The 17129-nt window shown below is 40.6% G+C and carries 18 protein-coding genes and 1 pseudogene; 8 read left to right on the forward strand and 11 right to left on the reverse strand.

The window, feature by feature from the left end:
- Window positions 1–9 precede the first annotated feature (9 nt).
- From FV185_RS03030 to FV185_RS09860, 5 genes and pseudogenes are all read left to right on the forward strand, one after another.
- Entirely contained in the window at window positions 10–1794 is a 1785-nt protein-coding gene (locus tag FV185_RS03030; protein ID WP_197457733.1) for an ABC transporter substrate-binding protein, read from the forward strand.
- Window positions 1795–2733, forward strand: coding sequence for an ABC transporter permease (locus FV185_RS03035; RefSeq protein ID WP_067493414.1), 939 nt, complete (start codon window positions 1795–1797; stop codon window positions 2731–2733).
- Window positions 2730–3773 (forward strand): ABC transporter permease, encoded by a 1044-nt coding sequence (locus FV185_RS03040; RefSeq protein WP_067493416.1) that lies wholly within the window; start codon window positions 2730–2732, stop codon window positions 3771–3773. The genes FV185_RS03035 and FV185_RS03040 overlap by 4 nt, the downstream gene beginning before the upstream one ends.
- Window positions 3742–4566: pseudogene (locus FV185_RS09855) on the forward strand (ATP-binding cassette domain-containing protein); the annotation flags it as partial. The gene FV185_RS03040 and the pseudogene FV185_RS09855, both read left to right, overlap by 32 nt.
- A gap of 114 nt (window positions 4567–4680) precedes the next feature.
- Window positions 4681–5442 carry an ATP-binding cassette domain-containing protein gene (locus FV185_RS09860; RefSeq protein WP_442856304.1) on the forward strand — a complete coding sequence of 254 codons (762 nt, stop codon included), beginning with the start codon at window positions 4681–4683 and terminating at the stop codon, window positions 5440–5442.
- On the opposite strand, the gene FV185_RS03050 is transcribed toward FV185_RS09860, so the two are convergent.
- The 3 genes from FV185_RS03050 to gloB form a co-directional block, all read right to left on the reverse strand.
- Window positions 5423–7012: a transglycosylase SLT domain-containing protein gene (locus FV185_RS03050; RefSeq protein ID WP_067493420.1), complete on the reverse strand. Its 1590-nt coding sequence runs from the start codon at window positions 7010–7012 to the stop codon at window positions 5423–5425. The two genes, FV185_RS09860 and FV185_RS03050, sit on opposite strands and share 20 nt — an antisense overlap.
- 379 nt (window positions 7013–7391) lie before the next feature.
- A complete protein-coding gene (locus FV185_RS03055; RefSeq protein WP_067493422.1) occupies window positions 7392–8378 on the reverse strand; it encodes an aldo/keto reductase in 987 nt (328 codons plus the stop codon).
- A 52-nt stretch (window positions 8379–8430) separates the two neighbouring features.
- Window positions 8431–9234, reverse strand: a complete 804-nt coding sequence (gene gloB / locus FV185_RS03060) for a hydroxyacylglutathione hydrolase (RefSeq protein ID WP_067494231.1) — start codon at window positions 9232–9234, stop codon at window positions 8431–8433.
- Between the two features lie 30 nt (window positions 9235–9264).
- On the opposite strand from gloB, the gene FV185_RS03065 reads away from it, so the two are divergent.
- Genes FV185_RS03065 through dnaQ form a run of 3 tightly spaced genes read left to right on the forward strand, consistent with a single transcriptional unit; the run spans window position 9265 to window position 11183 of the window.
- Window positions 9265–10032 carry a methyltransferase domain-containing protein gene (locus FV185_RS03065; RefSeq protein WP_067493424.1) on the forward strand — a complete coding sequence of 256 codons (768 nt, stop codon included), beginning with the start codon at window positions 9265–9267 and terminating at the stop codon, window positions 10030–10032.
- Window positions 10033–10047: 15 nt separating this feature from the next.
- Window positions 10048–10485: a ribonuclease HI gene (gene rnhA / locus FV185_RS03070; protein ID WP_067493427.1), complete on the forward strand. Its 438-nt coding sequence runs from the start codon at window positions 10048–10050 to the stop codon at window positions 10483–10485.
- Window positions 10482–11183 carry a DNA polymerase III subunit epsilon gene (gene dnaQ, locus FV185_RS03075; protein WP_067493429.1) on the forward strand — a complete coding sequence of 234 codons (702 nt, stop codon included), beginning with the start codon at window positions 10482–10484 and terminating at the stop codon, window positions 11181–11183. Before rnhA ends, dnaQ begins: the two co-directional genes overlap by 4 nt.
- Here the strand turns inward: dnaQ and FV185_RS03080 are convergent.
- Genes FV185_RS03080 through moaA form a run of 8 tightly spaced genes read right to left on the reverse strand, consistent with a single transcriptional unit; the run spans window position 11160 to window position 17076 of the window.
- The gene (locus FV185_RS03080; RefSeq protein ID WP_067493431.1) at window positions 11160–11612 is read right to left on the reverse strand and encodes a DUF1841 family protein; all 453 of its coding nucleotides are present in this window, start codon (window positions 11610–11612) and stop codon (window positions 11160–11162) included. The genes dnaQ and FV185_RS03080 overlap by 24 nt on opposite strands.
- Window positions 11605–12237: an endonuclease III gene (gene nth / locus FV185_RS03085; RefSeq protein WP_067493433.1), complete on the reverse strand. Its 633-nt coding sequence runs from the start codon at window positions 12235–12237 to the stop codon at window positions 11605–11607. The genes FV185_RS03080 and nth overlap by 8 nt, the downstream gene beginning before the upstream one ends.
- A 3-nt stretch (window positions 12238–12240) precedes the next feature.
- Window positions 12241–12471 (reverse strand): RnfABCDGE type electron transport complex subunit B, encoded by a 231-nt coding sequence (locus FV185_RS09395; RefSeq protein ID WP_082787003.1) that lies wholly within the window; start codon window positions 12469–12471, stop codon window positions 12241–12243.
- The gene (locus FV185_RS03090) at window positions 12468–13466 is read right to left on the reverse strand and encodes a quinone-dependent dihydroorotate dehydrogenase (protein ID WP_067493435.1); all 999 of its coding nucleotides are present in this window, start codon (window positions 13464–13466) and stop codon (window positions 12468–12470) included. The genes FV185_RS09395 and FV185_RS03090 overlap by 4 nt, the downstream gene beginning before the upstream one ends.
- 7 nt (window positions 13467–13473) lie before the next feature.
- Window positions 13474–14208, reverse strand: coding sequence for an arginyltransferase (locus tag FV185_RS03095; protein ID WP_067493437.1), 735 nt, complete (start codon window positions 14206–14208; stop codon window positions 13474–13476).
- An 8-nt stretch (window positions 14209–14216) separates the two neighbouring features.
- Entirely contained in the window at window positions 14217–15482 is a 1266-nt protein-coding gene (gene moeA / locus FV185_RS03100; protein ID WP_067493439.1) for a molybdopterin molybdotransferase MoeA, read from the reverse strand.
- The gene (mobA, locus tag FV185_RS03105) at window positions 15479–16048 is read right to left on the reverse strand and encodes a molybdenum cofactor guanylyltransferase MobA (protein ID WP_067493441.1); all 570 of its coding nucleotides are present in this window, start codon (window positions 16046–16048) and stop codon (window positions 15479–15481) included. The genes moeA and mobA overlap by 4 nt, the downstream gene beginning before the upstream one ends.
- 2 nt (window positions 16049–16050) lie before the next feature.
- The gene (gene moaA / locus FV185_RS03110; RefSeq protein WP_067493443.1) at window positions 16051–17076 is read right to left on the reverse strand and encodes a GTP 3',8-cyclase MoaA; all 1026 of its coding nucleotides are present in this window, start codon (window positions 17074–17076) and stop codon (window positions 16051–16053) included.
- Between the last annotated feature and the right edge of the window lie 53 nt (window positions 17077–17129).

A 17129-nucleotide genomic window follows, 5' to 3' on the forward strand; every position in this document is an offset into this window, starting at 1 on the left:
ATAGAGGTTATGATAAACCATTTAAGACAATTAGTTATCAATAGCAGTATCTTATTCATTTCATTATTTGCTATTAGTTATGCTGAAGCTGCACCACTAAAAGTGTTGCATCTCTCCTTATCTGCTGCTGAAACGGGCTTTGATCCTGTGATGACTTCAGATTTAAATACCGCAGCCATAGAAGAACAGATCTTTGAGCCACTGCTAACCTATGATTACTTGGCTCGTCCTGTCAAACTTGTTCCCCGCCTAGCCCAAGGTATGCCCGTGATCACTGACCATGGTAAAACCTGGTTGTTTACTCTTAAAAAAGGGGTGTATTTTTCTCCAGACCCAGTGTTTAAAGGAAAACCACGAGAAGTGAGAGCGCAAGATGTGGTTTACACTATTATGCGTTTTATGGATCCTAAAAATCGTTCTCCCTATAAGTTTTTAGTGGATCATAAAATTGTTGGTTTAGACCAGTTAGGAGAGAGTGCAAAAAAAACAGGCCATTTTAATTATGATGCCACTGTGCCGGGACTTGAGTTGGTGGGTCCTTATCAATTAAAAATTCATCTAACAGGAACAGATTATAATTTTGGACATGCTATGGCACAGCCTATGTTCGGTATTGTAGCGCGCGAAGTAATTGAACATTACGCTGGTGATACGGCCTCTCATCCTGTCGGAACAGGTCCTTATATGATTGGTAAATGGATTCGTTCAGCAAGCATTTCGCTGGTAAAAAATCCTAACTATAGAGATGAAGTTTGGCATTTCACTTCAACTGATCCTGCTGATCAAGACATTATTCACACTATGACAGGGAAAAAAATTCCGCAAATTGATGAAGTTGATCTTCAGATTGTGGAAGAGTCCCAGTCAGCTTACCTTAGTTTCTTGAAAGGTGAACTGGATGTTTTTGGTGTACCAGGGCAGTTTGCACCTATTGTATTGACTGGCAATCATTTAAAACCAAAACTTGCTAAGCGAGGTATACGCTTAACTCGTTTAGTGGATCCTGCAATTACCTATTATTTTATTAATATAGAAGATCCAATCTTAGGTGGTATGTCACTACAACGCATTGCCCTAAGACGAGCCATATTAATGTCAATTAATGATGAGGAAATGATCAGTGTGATTTATAAAGGACAGGCATTTAGAGAAGCTTTTCCTATTCCTGAAGGCGTAAACGGGCACGATCAACATTATCAGAGTCTCATTCAATACAATCCGAAAGAGGCCAACGATTTGCTTGATAAAATGGGCTTTATGAGAGGATCTGACGGCTATCGTAGGCAACCCGATGGAGGCCCTTTGTATGTTAAATACACCACAAGTTTAACTTCACAAGACCGTGATTTAGAAGAGATTATGAAAAAATCATTGGATCGTATTGGCATTCATTTTGCTAGTGAAAAACTGAAGTTTCCTGAAATTATTAGAGCAGAAAGACAATGTAGAGTGGCTATGCGTTTATCATCATGGATTGCGGATTATCCTGATGGAGACAATTTTATGCAGCTTTGGTATGGGCCACATACGCATGAAAATAACGCGTCCTGTTATCAAAATTCACAATGGGATAGGTTATATGAGAAAACAGAAATGCTACCAGATTCACCAGAGCGCGATGCCATCTATAAACAATTAGCAAGATTATTAGAAATTGATGGCGTAACCAAAGTGAGTACCAGTCATATTAGAAATGTACTCGTTCAACCGTGGGTAATAGGATACAAAGCCCATCCTATTTTACCTTCAACATGGTCTTATTTAGACATTAATACAGAACAGGAAGTACATTAAATGTGGGCTTTTTTCATACGCCGATTAGTACAAATGATCCCTACTCTGCTAGGGGTAATTCTCATGGTGTTTTTTTTATTTAATTGGGTAGGGGGAGATCCTGCGTATATATTGGCCGGTAAAATGGCCAGTCCAGAGGATATTGCCAATATTCGTCATCAATTGGGTATTGATCAACCTTGGTACGTACAGTTATGGATTTTTATTCAACAGATTGTGTCAGGAAACTTTGGCGATAGTTGGGCTACGCATGAAAGTGTGTCTCATATTTTTGCAACTCGTCTTGGTCCCTCAATGGTGTTACTCATCCCTATGATGGTTATTGAAACATTAACTGCAGTGTGTTTTGCTTTATTGGTATCAGTGTTTCGACGCTCATTGTTAGATCAATCTCTAATGGTACTTAGCACCGTAATGATGTCGATAAGTTTATTGGTCTATATTATCGTAGGGCAGTATGTATTTGCCTCATGGTTGGGATGGTTTCCTGTTAAGGGATGGGGTGATTCACTATGGCGTAATTTAACTTATTATGCACCACTACCGATTTTCTTGGGACTCATGGTAAGTATCGCTCCCTCATTACGTCTTTATCGTACCTTTATATTAGACGAAATCAATCAAGATTATGTCAGAACAGCGCGCGCTAAAGGGTTAACAGAGAGTACTGTTTTATTCAAACATGTATTGAAAAATGCTGCTATCCCTATCCTCACAAATTTACTAATGAGTCTTCCTGGTTTATTAACGGGAGCATTTTTGTTGGAACGCTTTTTTGCTATTCCAGGGATTGGGCGCGAAATTATTTTAGCCGTGGAGCGCAGTGATTTTCCGATTATTAAGGCTGCCACGGTCTACGTGGCGATTGCCACTATGTTTGCTAATTTAGCAGCTGACTTGCTTTACCGTTATTTAGATCCACGAGTAAGTTTAAAATGATTCACACAGAAACCACTTCATCCTTTTCACCAAATTTATGGAATTTAGCCAGAGCCCGTTTGGTGAGAGATAAGATAAGTATGCTTTCTTTAGTGATGGTGCTTTTTTTTATTGTTCTGAGTGTGGGTTCTTTTATGGGTGTGATCGCTCAAAACTGGGATCAAGAAGTAGCGATTAATTATGCCCCCCCTTCTTTTGTGCACAGCAGTGATGAGCCTATTGAGCCTATTTCACAACCGATGATTATCCGTCAGCAAATTAATTTATACGGCTTACATGACCCCTTGTCTGTCATATTAGATCAAATTGAATTAACCCATCCAGAAGACATAACGCCTCCTCGAGATAAAAAGAAATTAACTCATTTATTATTAGGTGCGGATAAGTGGGGTAGGAGTATCGTTTTAAAAACCATCAAGGGAAGTGAAACATCTATTATGGTAGGGTTAATCGCAGCCATAGTTGCTACTTGTATTGGTACAGTTTTAGGCGCGCTCGCTGGTTACTTTGGTGGTTGGATTGATGATTTACTTAACTGGTTTTATAACGTATTTACAGCTATTCCTTATTTATTATTGATATTTGCTATTGCTGCTGTGCTCAATCAAAAGGGAGTAACGACGATTATCTTAATATTAGGACTCACAGGTTGGACAGGTGTTTTTCGTTTAATACGTGCTGAATATCTAAAACACCGTCAGCGTGAATATGTCTTAGCAGCGAAAGCGATGGGTGCGTCTCACTATAGACGAATGTTTATTCATATTCTTCCTAACACTCTTCACGTGATTTTGGTTCAGTTATCCATTAATGTCGTTGGCTTTATTAAATCGGAAGTGATTTTAAGTTTCTTGGGGTTTGGTGTGCCTGTGGATGTAGTTTCTTGGGGAAGTATGCTCAATGAAGCTCAAAATGAATTGGTACTTGGTATTTGGTGGCAATTGCTGGGCGCTGGGGCGGCGATGGCGATTTTAGTGACGGCATTTAGTGTATTAACAGATACTTTACGTGACGCGCTTGATCCCAAGGTGGTTGCATAATATGAATAAACCACTTTTATCTGTTCAACATCTGTCTGTTTTTTTTAGGCAAGGCGATACATCAAAACAAGTATTAAATGATATTTCATTTGATATTCAAAAAGGCCAAACACTAGCCTTAGTTGGTGAATCCGGTAGTGGTAAATCGGTTACGGCATTAGCCATTATGGGTTTGTTACCGCCAGACTTGGCAGTAATTGAACAACACAGTGTTATCAATTGGTACGATCACAATCTACTTCATTTGAATCGCCAACAGCATCGTCGTTTACGTGGTAAAGAGATAGGTATGATATTTCAAGATCCCATGTCATCGTTGAACCCTGTGATGACGGTGGGTGAACAGTTGGTGGAAGGAATTACGCTACACTTGAGTATGGGCTATAGAGAGGCACGCGCTCGTGCTCTTGAGTTGTTGTCTGAGGTGGGTATTCCAGAACCCAATAGACGTTTTGATGCTTATCCCCATGAACTCTCTGGTGGTCAACAACAGCGGATCATGATTGCCATAGCAATATGTGGTGAGCCACAGTTGTTAATTGCAGATGAGCCAACAACCGCTTTGGATGTCACTATACAAAGACAAATATTGGAATTAATAAAGCGTCTAACGCGCGAGCGACATATGGCTGTGTTATTTATTACGCACGACCTTGCTCTAGTAGGTGAATTTGCTGATCAGGTGGTTGTTATGCGCCATGGTAGTGTACGTGAACTAGGAAGTACTCATTCTATTTTTAAAGAAGCTCATGATCCTTATACCAGAGCGTTACTTCTCTGCCGTCCCTCTTTAGAGCATCGGCCGTTACATTTACCGGTAGTTGAGGAATTACTCAACCATCCTGAGCAGATGATGGAACATCCTCAAGACAGGGAGCGTGGCATCAATGCCTTGGATCAGGTGTTAATGAATGTGAAAAAAGTGTCAAAACGTTTTCCACTTAGCCAGGGATTGTTTTCTCGTACCTATTTTGATGCAGTAAAGGAGGTGTCTTGTACTATTTATCGAGGAAAAACTTTAGGTATTGTTGGTGAGTCAGGTTCAGGTAAAACGACTTTAGGTTTAATGTTGGCGGGTATTATTCCCATGACACAGGGACATATTGATTACCACCAAGATCTTCAATCTGTGATTGGTACAGCACAACTCATTCAGATTATCTTTCAAAATCCTTATGCATCCTTAAACCCTCGTTTCACCATATTTCAGATTTTAGAAGAACCATTAATACTGCATTTTCCCAATATGAATAGGCAACAGAGAAGAGCAGAGGTTGAGTGTTTAGTAGGATTAGTGGGGCTCAGTCCAGCAATGCTTGCGCGTTACCCTCATGAGTTTTCAGGAGGGCAGCGTCAGCGTATTGCCATTGCCCGTTGTCTTGCATTGAAACCACATATTCTAGTTTGTGATGAATCTGTCTCTGCCCTAGATGTATCAGTACAAGCTCAGGTATTAAATCTTCTTCAAGATTTACAAGATCAGTTACAAATTAGTTTGATTTTCATTTCTCATGACTTATCAGTGGTACGTTATATGTCAGATGAAATCATGGTAATGCATCAAGGACAAGTTGTTGAAATAGGACAGAGTGATCAGCTTATTCAATCGCCCCAAATGCCCTATACCCAAAATCTGATTTCAGCAATTCCTAAGGGTTACTTGCTTTAGTGTTTTGTCGGTGATGATGATGTTTGTGCGTGTGACTGTGATTGTGAGAAGCTTTGCTTGGTAGGGAATGACGAGAAGAGGATTGGGCGTAGTGTTTGGTTGTGGTACTTGTTGAGCCTGTACTCAATTCAACGATTAACCAATACCCTGGCTTAAGCTTGCTGTTAACTTTAAGGTGATTCCATTGAGCGAGTTGTGCTGCAGTTGTATTGTATTTTTGAGCAAGACTTTCAAGACTGTCATGTTTTTGAATTTTGACCTTTACAGGTTTTTTATTCATGGAAGGGGAGGGTATCGCCCCTTCAGGCTTGCCGTTGTCCTCTGAACTCTGATCATCAGCCCCGCTATCATCAGGCACTAAAACGGTTCCTCCGCCAGCAACTTTTTTATTATTGGCAATACCATTTACCTGTTTCAATTCCTCTGGTGATATGCCAAAGCGATTTGCCACCTGTTCGAGAGATTCGCCACGTTTTAAGTGTTCTGTTTTCCAGGTTTGTAACTTGACTTGAGGGTCTTCTAATTTAGCAACAAAACTATCCGCCATAGCCGCTGGGACTAAAATATTTTGCTCATGATTAAAGTTCAGAGTAATAATTGAGTGATTGAAAGCGGGGTTGAGCATGATAAAGTCAGATAAACTCATCCCAGCAAACTGCGCAGCCAGTTTAGTATCAATTCTTTTTTTAGTTGTTACCACTGCAAAATAAGGTTCATTAGGGATGGAGTCAAGTGTTAAACCGTAGCGTTTGGGATCTAATACGATGGCTTTAGCAGCCAATAGTTTGGGTACATAATTTCTAGTTTCGTCAGGTAAGTTAAGACTTAAGTAGTCTGTCGGTAAATTACGTGCTCGATTATAAGCGATCTCTCGACGAACCTTACCCTCGCCACAGTTATATCCTGCTAAAGCCAATTCCCATGAGCCAAACTCATCATGTAGACGTTGGATATAGTCCAAGGCACTATTAGTGGCAGCAACCACATCACGACGTCCGTCATACCACCAACTCTGTTCCATACCATAATGGCGCCCTGTGGCTGGAATGAATTGCCAAATACCAGAAGCCTGACTAATTGATAAAGCATGCGGATTAAACGCACTTTCTACAATAGGTAATAAAGCGATTTCTGTCGGCATCTTTCTTCGTTGTACTTCTTCAACGATAAAGAATAGGTATTTTCGACTACGGTCCACGGTACGCTCAACATAATCAGGACGTGCCGCATACCAATCAATTTGTCTTTGTATACGTTTGGCATCGTTTAATTCTGGCATGGCAAAGCCTGCGCGAATGCGATCCCATAAATCATCTGATGTGGTATCTATATTTAATGGTTGAGCAATAACAGTTGATGGGTTATCAATATTCTCTGAATTAATATTGATTGTATCGGTTGTCGTCGGCGTTGACTTTTCCTTCTTAACGCTAGCAATGGCATCAGGGACAGATATAAGGGCGCCTCCTTCCTCATTAACAGGTATGGGTTCATTAGCGGCTTGAGCAATGCTAAGCCACAACAATAAACCAGTACATAACCCGACATGAACGAGAGGAGACTTTACCATGCGTTACTCACTACCTAAACAAGTGATACTATCTTGATGTGGATACTAAGGTCAATATAAGCTTTTTTAGAAGAAAGAGGTGGAAAATGATTGTTAAGAGGATAATTTTACTGGTTCTGTGCGCAAGTGTATTAAGTGCTTGTAATACGGTGGAAGGATTAGGTAAGGATATTGAGAAATCAGCTGATTGGACGCGTAATCATATGCCTTGAGCAAATCAACATAGTGTGCTCACTTTTTTAAAATAACACTACGCTGCAAGAGTAAATAGCCAGATAATTAAAAATAGAAATAAACAGGCTGTTAAGACAAGCAATATAAATTACATTTTATTCCCGGCAGTTTAAGCCGGGAACAGAGTTTTTTAGTTAAAAACATACTAACGATTAAGAGCGAGCATTTGTGGTGCAGCATATCTATCCCCCACAGCAGCACCTTGAGGGATATGTTGATTAATAAAGTCTAATTCTTGTGCGCTTAATTGTACTTTACTAGCACCTATATTATCCTCTAAGTGATTAATGCTCTTTGAACCTGGAATAGGGATAATATCTTCACCTTGTGCCATCACCCAACTGATAGCAAGCTGTGCAGGAGAACACCCTTTTTGTTTTGCCATATTTTCGATAACCCGCACAAGATCCAGATTTTTATTAAAGTTATCTGCTTGAAAACGGGGTGAACGACGGCGATAATCATCCTCATCCAAATCATTTAACGATTTAAATTGGCCGGTTAAAAACCCTCGTCCAAGAGGACTGTAAGCAACGTAACCAATACCTAACTCGCGGATTGTAGGAAGGATATCATCCTCCGCATCACGGCTCCATAGCGAGTACTCAGTCTGTAGCGCGCTGATTGGATGAACATGATGTGCCCGACGAATGGTATGGGCTCCCGCTTCTGATAGTCCTAAGTAACGTACTTTGCCTGCCTTGACCAGATCAGCCATCGCTCCCACAGTTTCTTCTATAGGTACATTGGGATCAACGCGGTGCTGATAATATAAATCAATGGTCTCTATTCCTAAGCGTTTTAGTGAGGCATCACAACATTGTCTAACATATTCCGGGTCACCACGCACCCCCAAAAACTCACCATTAGGCCCCCTGACATTAGCAAATTTAGTTGCGATAATAAACTGATCTCGTTTACCACGAATGGCTTTACCAACCAATTCTTCATTGATAAATGGACCATACATATCAGCTGTATCAAGAAAATTGACACCTAAATCGAGAGCACGGTGGATCGTGGCAATAGATTGGTCATCATTTTTCTTACCATAAAACTCAGACATCCCCATACAACCCAATCCGATTTCACTTACTTGTAAACCCTGTTTACCAAGAGGTTTGATTTTCATAGCGACCCCACTAATTAGTTTGAACACAAACTATATATTAAGTGACTTTATTTCAATAGTGAAGGGGGGAAGGGTAGATATTTTTCCAAGCCCTTAAAAAGGTAAATAACGCTAAAGGAGTACAGTCAATATGGTTAAAACGTTGCTTGAGAGTGTGTTGAAGGCTCTCTTGATCTGTACGTAAAAAAGGGTTAATGAGTAATTCTTGACTCAAGCGTGTCGGAATAGTGGAGTGATTATTAACGCGAAGCTCAGCCACTTGTTTGGCATAGTTATGCAGTAGTAAGTTGTTAGGTTCCACATCCAGGGCAAACTGAAGGTTATTTTGGGTGTACTCATGAGCACAATAAATTTCCGTCTCTAGAGGTAATTGCTTTATGGTATTTAACGCTTGAAAGAGATCAGTGGGACTGCCTTCAAAAATTCTGCCACATCCAGCACTAAATAGCGTATCGCCACAAAAAAGCATTCCCGGTGCATAGTAGCCTATATGTCCTCGGGTATGGCCTGCAAAATCGAGAATTGTAAAATCAAGATCTAATTGCGGTATATGAATCGTATCTCGAGGATGCACTGAAACACTCACTCCCTTAATATGTTCTTTCTCTGGCCCATACACCGTAGGGGAAAAGTATTGCGATAAGTCGTTAATGCCACCGGTATGGTCACCATGATGGTGAGTAATAAGAATAGTACTTAATGTAAGGTGTTGGCGTGCTAAATAGTCAAGTACCGGTTGGGCCTCACCAGGATCAACCACTAGCGCATACTCACCATTATCGATTGCCCAAATGTAATTATCCTGAAATGCAGCAATGCCGTGAATGCGAATAGGAGAGTTTATGTTTGTTGCCATTATCGAGTGATTTTCCGTTAAAATAAAGCCATGAATACAGAGCACATGATTCCTTGGTTAGATTCTACCCTAGGACAATATATTCTAAACCAAGAACAGCTCATCTTAGATGAGGCTGTGGCCAATATTTTTGGTTTTCATGCACTGCAACTATGCTTACCAGGGCTTGATGCATTACGTGCTAATCGCATTCCAAATCGTATTCGTATTGGTACGTCTAAACAGTGTCAATTACAAGCTGATCCACTGTTTTTACCTATAGCGAGCCAAAGTGTTGATCTCGTGGTACTCCCACACCAATTGGAATTTTCGCAATATCCCCATGCCTTGTTACGTGAAATTGACCGTATTGTGGTACCTGAGGGACGCATCATTATTACCGGCTTTAATCCCTTAAGCTTATGGGGTGTAAGACAGTTCTTCTCTTGGCATCCCAAGACTTTTCCTTGGAGTGGTGATTTTATTTCATTAAATCGTATTAAGGATTGGTTATCGTTATTAGGATTTGAATTAAATGCGGGAAGATTCTTCGCTTATGCGCCACCTTTTCGTAGTGAACAATTACGACAACGTTTTCGTTTTATGGAGTTAGCAGGTGATCGCTGGTGGGGAGTTGGTGGAGGGGTATATTTTCTGGAAGCAATAAAACGGGTACAGGGAGTACGTTTAATTACACCACGTTGGCAGTCTAGTGTTAAAGAAAAAGTATTGGTTCCTGCGGTACAATCTGCGTCAAGTCATCAGGAAATGTCCTCTAAGGTTATTCCACTCTTTCCCAAGCAAAAAATACATAATTAAGGATAGTAGTACATCATGGATAAAGTCGAGATTTATACCGACGGAGCCTGTCGTGGCAATCCCGGACCTGGAGGTTGGGGAGCATTATTGACCTATCAGGGTCATGAAAAGGCATTATCTGGCGGAGAAAACCAAACAACCAATAACCGTATGGAATTAATGGCAGTGATACAGGCACTGCAAGCCTTACAAAGAGGATGTGATGTGACAATCCATACCGATTCGCAATATGTTAAAAATGGCATGACACAATGGATTTTTAATTGGAAAAAAAACGGCTGGAAAACGGCTGATAGAAAACCTGTTAAAAATGCTGACCTATGGCAACAACTTGACCAATTAGTACAACAACATACTGTGCAATGGTTGTGGGTTAAAGGTCATTCAGGGCACCCTGGTAACGAAAGAGCTGATCAATTAGCCAATCTTGGTATAGACAGGTTAACACAATGAGATATGTGGTTTTAGATACGGAAACAACGGGTCTGGAAACAGCAAAGGGTAACCGTGTGATTGAGATTGGTCTTGTGGAAATTATCAATCGCCAATTAACCGGACGCACCTTCCATCAGTACTTGAATCCCGATCGCGATAGTGAGCCTGGTGCCTTAGAAAAACATGGACTAACCACAGAATTTTTAGCGGATAAACCTCGCTTTCCGCAAATAGTTGATGAATTTTTAGCGTTTATCGAAGGCTCAACACTGGTTATTCACAATGCGGTTTTTGATATTGGTTTTCTTGATTATGAATTACAGAGAGTAAAACAAGAACCACTTAAAACTCATTTTCATCAAGTAATTGATACATTGCTATTAGCTCGAGAAATGCATCCTGGCAAAAGAAATACGTTAGATGCATTGTGCGAACGCTATGGCATTGATAATGGGCATCGAACTTATCATGGCGCATTATTAGATGCTAAGTTATTAGGAGATGTCTATCTTGCTATGACACGAGGGCAAGAAGCGTTGATCATCGATGACCATATGGTTAGCATAGAAGACAATGGATCAGTCACGCGCTCTGATCGTAGTGCATTAAAGGTAGTTTACGCTAATGTTGATGAATTGGATTTACATCAACAACAATTAAGTAAAATTGATAAAGAAAGTAAAGGCGCCTGTTTATGGGCGAAACTCAATACCTAATTGCTTAAGACGCTCTTCAATAATCAGTAAATAGTTATGATTGTTGAAGGGCTCTTGATTAACTTGGGCCTGCCAGATCATTTCAGTCAGTGACTCGAGAAGAATGTGACGTGCCTGATGTTCGTCTTTGAGTGCATAACATAATCTTTCATAGTGACTTTTAATTCCAGGAGGCTGATCAATGGAGAGTTGCTCCTCGATAGCCAAATGTAAGCCTAGATGTAAAAAAGGATTGGTGACACCTTCCTCACCACGCCAGTCTTTATCAAGATAGCGTTGGGGATTATCTAGCATTGCGTGATATTCAGGATGGTGTTGTATGATTGTTAATGCAATATCTTCAATAGGTGTCAGAGGAATAGACTGTTGGCTTTTTTTTCTCACATCAAAAAAGAATTGTCGTGCTTGATCGCGCGAGACATCAAACATGTTTTGCCCCATAACGACATAAATCAACAATCAAGCATTGTCCACATTTGGGTTTTTGTGCGGTACAGGTATAACGACCATGTAGAATTAACCAATGATGAGCGTTCATAATAAATTCTTGTGGAATCACTTTTAATAATTTTTTTTCGATTTCAAGAGGAGTTGTCCCTTTAGCAAGACCGATACGTTGGGATACTCTAAAAATGTGCGTATCCACGGCCATCGTGGGTTGTCCAAAAGCCGTATTGAGAACAACATTAGCTGTTTTTCTTCCGACCCCAGGAAGTTGTTCTAATTCTTCTCGGGTTTGAGGTACTTTGCCGTTATGCTCTTTAACGAGAAGGTGTGCCGTGGCCATTAAATGTTTGCCCTTACTTTTATATAGGCCAATAGAAGAAATGGCTTGCATTAGTTTCTCTTCACCTAAATCGAGTAAATCTTGCGGTTTTTTTATAATTTTAAACAAGGGTGTGGTCGCTCGATTAACTCCCTTGTCTGTGGCTTGTGCAGACAAAATAACGGCCATTAATAATTGAAAATAGTTGCCGTAGAGTAATTCTGTTTTAGGGTGCGGGTTCGCCTCTCTTAAGCGCGTAAATACATCAATTACAGATTGTTTTTTCATGATTTATAGTGCTTTCATTTCTATACAATCAACCGGGCAGGGAGCCATGCACTCCTCACAACCAGTGCATAAGGATTGTATGACAGTATGCATATAACGTGAGGCTCCAACAATGGCATTTTCCGGACAAGCTTTTACACAACGAAAGCAACCGATACATTCGTCTTCAATAATCCAGGCTGTTTGAATCCGATTTTCTACAGTATGTTTTTTTTCAAGTGAATCGATGCTCATAGTGAACTAAGGATTGATTTGATTAGGTCAGGGCCTTGATAGATGAGGCCGCTATATAATTGAATTAATGAGGCTCCTGCTTGAAGCATTGACTGTGCTCTCTCTTTGCTGGTAATACCACCGACACCGATTATAGGTAATTGGTTGCCTAGATGGGATTTAAGAACACTGACCATAGCAAGGGATTTGTCAAAGAGTGGGGCACCACTTAAACCACCTTGTTCTTTACCATAAGGGTGATTGATAACTGAGGTGTGATCGATAGTAGTATTGGTGGCAATAATAGCATTCATCTCATAAGCCACCAATTGATCAGCAATTAATTTGGCTTCATCAGCACTTAAATCAGGTGCAATTTTTACCGCCATAGGAACAAGGCGTTGATGTTTTTCTGTTAACTGTTTTCTACTCTCTTGGAGAGAAGACAATAAATGAGTGAGCTCATTACCAAGCTGAAGTTGTCGTAACTGCGCTGTATTCGGAGAGGAGATATTAATCGTGATGTAATGGGCTTTGTTATACACTTTTTCAAGTGCATAAATATAATCTTCATGAGCCTTTTCAAGAGGGGTATCAAAATTCTTACCAATGTTAATACCAAGAATACCTTTATATTGTGAGCGCTCTATATTGACTAGCAAATGATCGACACCAGTATTATTAAATCCCAAACGATTAATAATGCCTTGTTCTTCAATTAAACGAAACATACGCGGTTTCGGGTTTCCCGGTTGAGGACGTGGGGTAACCGTCCCCACTTCTATAAAACCCACTCCCAATGAAGAGAGTCCAGGTAGATATTCTGCGTTTTTATCGAGTCCTGCTGCAATCCCTAAGGGGTTGGGAAACCGAATACCCATCACATCCGTAGGGTTTGAAAAGTGTATATGTGTGGCATCACATTTAGCCACTTGATTAAGGCCCATCATGGCGACACGATGGGCCGTTTCGGGGTCCATTGAAAATAACAAGGGGCGAATCATTTGATAGAGCATAAAAATATTATTCCTGTGCAAGAGCTAAAGGTTGCCACTCATGGTCAATCAATCCTTCTAAGGGTTGAAATTGGATTTTATAGTTCATTTTTCGACATTCTTTTATCCAATAACCAAGATACAACCATGGCAATGTGAGTGTCCGGCAAAGATTAAGTTGCCAAAGTATATTAAATTGGCCAAGGCTTCTTTCATGTTTAATAGGATCAAAAAAAGTATAAACAGAAGAAATCCCGTCATCTAAATAATCAATTACACTAACCATCACGATTTGATTATTTAAACGAAATTCGATGAGTTCACTATTCACTGGTGAGTGAATTAAAAAATTCACATACTGTTCTTTATTGTCTGTATCACTATCCTCTCTAGTGTGGCGGGCCTGTTGGTAAGCTTGATATAACTGAAAATGTTCTTCTTTAAAAACCAGTCGCTGATGATGAATACTGAGATCTTGGTTTTTTTTATAGATTCTGCGGTTTATGCGACGCCAAATAAACTCTTCCACATTGACTCGCACAGGAACGCATGCTTGACATTGGTCACAATGTGGACGGTAGGTGAAACTTCCACTTCGTCTAAATCCATGACGAACTAATTCACTGTAAATGTGACTATTAATAGGGCTATTAGGTGCCAGTACTTGAGACCGAGCCTCTTGATTATCTAAATAGCTACAAGGGTAAGGAGCTGTTAGATAAAACTGCAAGAGTTCTAAGGGTAAATCCTGTGGTTTTGCCATGGTGATAACTACATTATGCCGTTAAATAATTCTACCTCAACCCAGTCACCTATGTTGAGTGACCCACACTCTTGAGATAAGACGATAAAACAGTTTGCTTGAGTCATTGAGCTTAATACACCTGAGCTCTGGTTTCCTGTGACTTTTACGCGCCATTCATTATCGCTATCTTTGAACACAATACCGCGTTGAAACTCCATTCTCCCCGGTGTTTTTTTAATGGGCTGTGCCAGACGATAGCGTACTTGTGGCAGGTGGGTGGTTGTTTCTTGTCCAGCTAAGAGGTATAGAGCATGTTGCACAAATTGATAAAAAGTAACCATTACAGCAACAGGGTTGCCAGGTAAACCAAAGAAATGACTGTGGTTGATTTTGCCGTAAGCAAGAGGTCGACCCGGTTTCATGGCTATTTTCCAGAATACCACTTGTCCTAATTCAGCCATTAGTGTTTTTATAAAGTCAGCATCTCCCACGGATACACCGCCACTACTGATGATGACATCAGCCCATTGGCTCGCCTCATTAAAGACTTGTTTTAAGGCGCTAGGATTATCACGTACCACACCAAAATCTTTACATTCAACCGGTAGAGAGGTGAGTAATCCTTTTAGACTGTAACGATTACTGTCATAAATTTGTCCTTCTTTGAGTGCTTCACCCACTGAGCTTAATTCATCACCAGTGGAAAAGAAGGCGACTTTTAAGCGGCGATATACTTTGATTGTTGGAATACCAAGAGACGCAATTAAACCCATATGGGCTGGAGTAATCAGTTGCCCTGTCTTAACAGCCACTGCGCCTTGTTTGATATCTTCTCCAGCGAGGCGAATATTTTGGCCTACTGATATTTGTTTATTATCAAAACGAATGCTGTCCCCCTCTCGGACAACATGCTCTTGCATAATGACAGTATCCACTCCCTCAGGAATCACGGCACCAGTCATTATGCGAACAGCCTCACCAGAGGCTACGGCTTGAGTAAAGGGGTGACCTGCATATACGTTACCTACCACTTTCAATTCAACAGTAGGTGAAATGAGTTCACGACTATGGAAGGCATAGCCGTCCATGGCTGAATTGTTGTGATTTGGGACATTGTGTGGTGCCAATATATTATCAGCAGTCACGCGCTGCAGTGCGTCGTAGATTGCAATCTCCTCTTGTTCAGCAACGGGTGTTAAATAACGCTGAATAAGCTCTCTTGCTTTATCAACTGTCAATGAGTTGGGGTCATAATCGTTTATTTCATTAAGGGGAGGGAGTGAATGTATCATCGGTTGTAATGTTCTAATTCTGTCGTTGTATTAAGATTAATAAATAACTCACTGTTGTCAAAAAACACCTCACTACAGGCATGTTTTTGTAACCAATGGATCAGTTTTTTATTTCCTGCTTTAAGCGTTTCAAGTAAGTCGTTGTGAAGCTGACGCTGTATCAGGCAGAACACAGGTTGCGCTCCTTCTTGTGTCACAACATAGGCACACTGACTCTGTTGTTCAGTTACGGCCTTTGACAGAGAATCTACGAGATGTAGAGGGATAAATGGTGAATCACAAGGGACGAAGGCCACCCAGTCAGTTTTTGCGGCATATAAACCACGTTCTATTCCAGCTAAGGGTCCTGAATAGAGCTCAATATAATCATGTATTACAGGGTAACCCAATGCGGAGTAGGTATCGAGATGGCGATTGGCATTAATAAGGATCTCTGTTACTTGCGGTTGTAAGCGATTGATCACGTGATCAATCAAAGGGCGTTGTTGAAAAGTAACTAACCCCTTATCCACTCCGCCCATTCTGGAGCCTTGACCACCTGCTAAAATACATCCTGTGATATCCATATTTAGCCGCCAATGTAGGACATTTCAATTTTTTTCTTTTGCCCACTCTCAATTTGTCGTAACTCTGAATAGCGGTCATTGCGTGACTGCCAAAGGGTAATGATATGTTGAGTGATCTCAGCATCACTCACTTGATGTCTTAACAATTGACGTATATCACTACCCTGGTTGGCAAACAGGCAAGTGTAAAGTTTTCCATCGGTGGAAAGACGTATTCTTGTACATTGACGGCAAAAGGGTTGTGTTACTGAGGTGATGAAGCCAATTTCACCACTGCCATCAGCGTAGCGATAGCGTCGTGCCACTTCACCGAGATAAGATTCTTCCAATGACTCAAGAGGGAATTCTTTATTGATGGTATCTTTCATCTCTTTTGCTGGAACCACTGCTACTGGTTGCCAGTTGTTGGTCGAGCCCACATCCATGAATTCAATAAAGCGAACAGTAACAGCTGTACCTTTAAAGTAGCGGACTAAATCAAGTAATGCATGATCATTGGTGCCACGTTTAATAACACAGTTCACCTTGATATCTTCAAAGCCAACATGAAGCGCTTGCTCAATGCCTTCTAACACATCCTTGACGCTAAAATCAGCGTCGCTCATTAGTTTAAATGTTGGATCATCTAGCGCATCTAGGCTCACTGTAATTCGATTTAATCCAGCGTTTTTCAAGGCCTGCGCTTTTTTGGCGAGAATAGAGGCGTTGGTTGTAAGAGCAACTTCAATGGGTTGAATGGCAGAGAGTTGCTCTATTAATTGCTCAAGATTTTTTCTTAATAAAGGTTCGCCACCAGTCAAACGAATTTTTTTGATACCCAATTTACTGAAAATTCTTGCTGTACGTGTAATTTCCTCGAAAGTTAAAATTTCAGGGCGAGGTAGAAAGTCATAATCCTTGCCAAACACCGCCCGAGGCATACAATACGTACAACGAAAATTACAACGATCCGTTACGGATATCCGTAGATCCTGGAGTGGACGTTGTAATTGATCAACCAAAGTGTGGGGTAAACGGTTATCATTCATAGTTCAGTATTATAACTCTTGATTGCGCTTAATTGATTGGATTTGTCTTTTAG

It is taken from the genome of Ferrovum sp. PN-J185, assembly GCF_001581925.1.
Classification (GTDB): Bacteria; Pseudomonadota; Gammaproteobacteria; order Burkholderiales; family Ferrovaceae; genus PN-J185.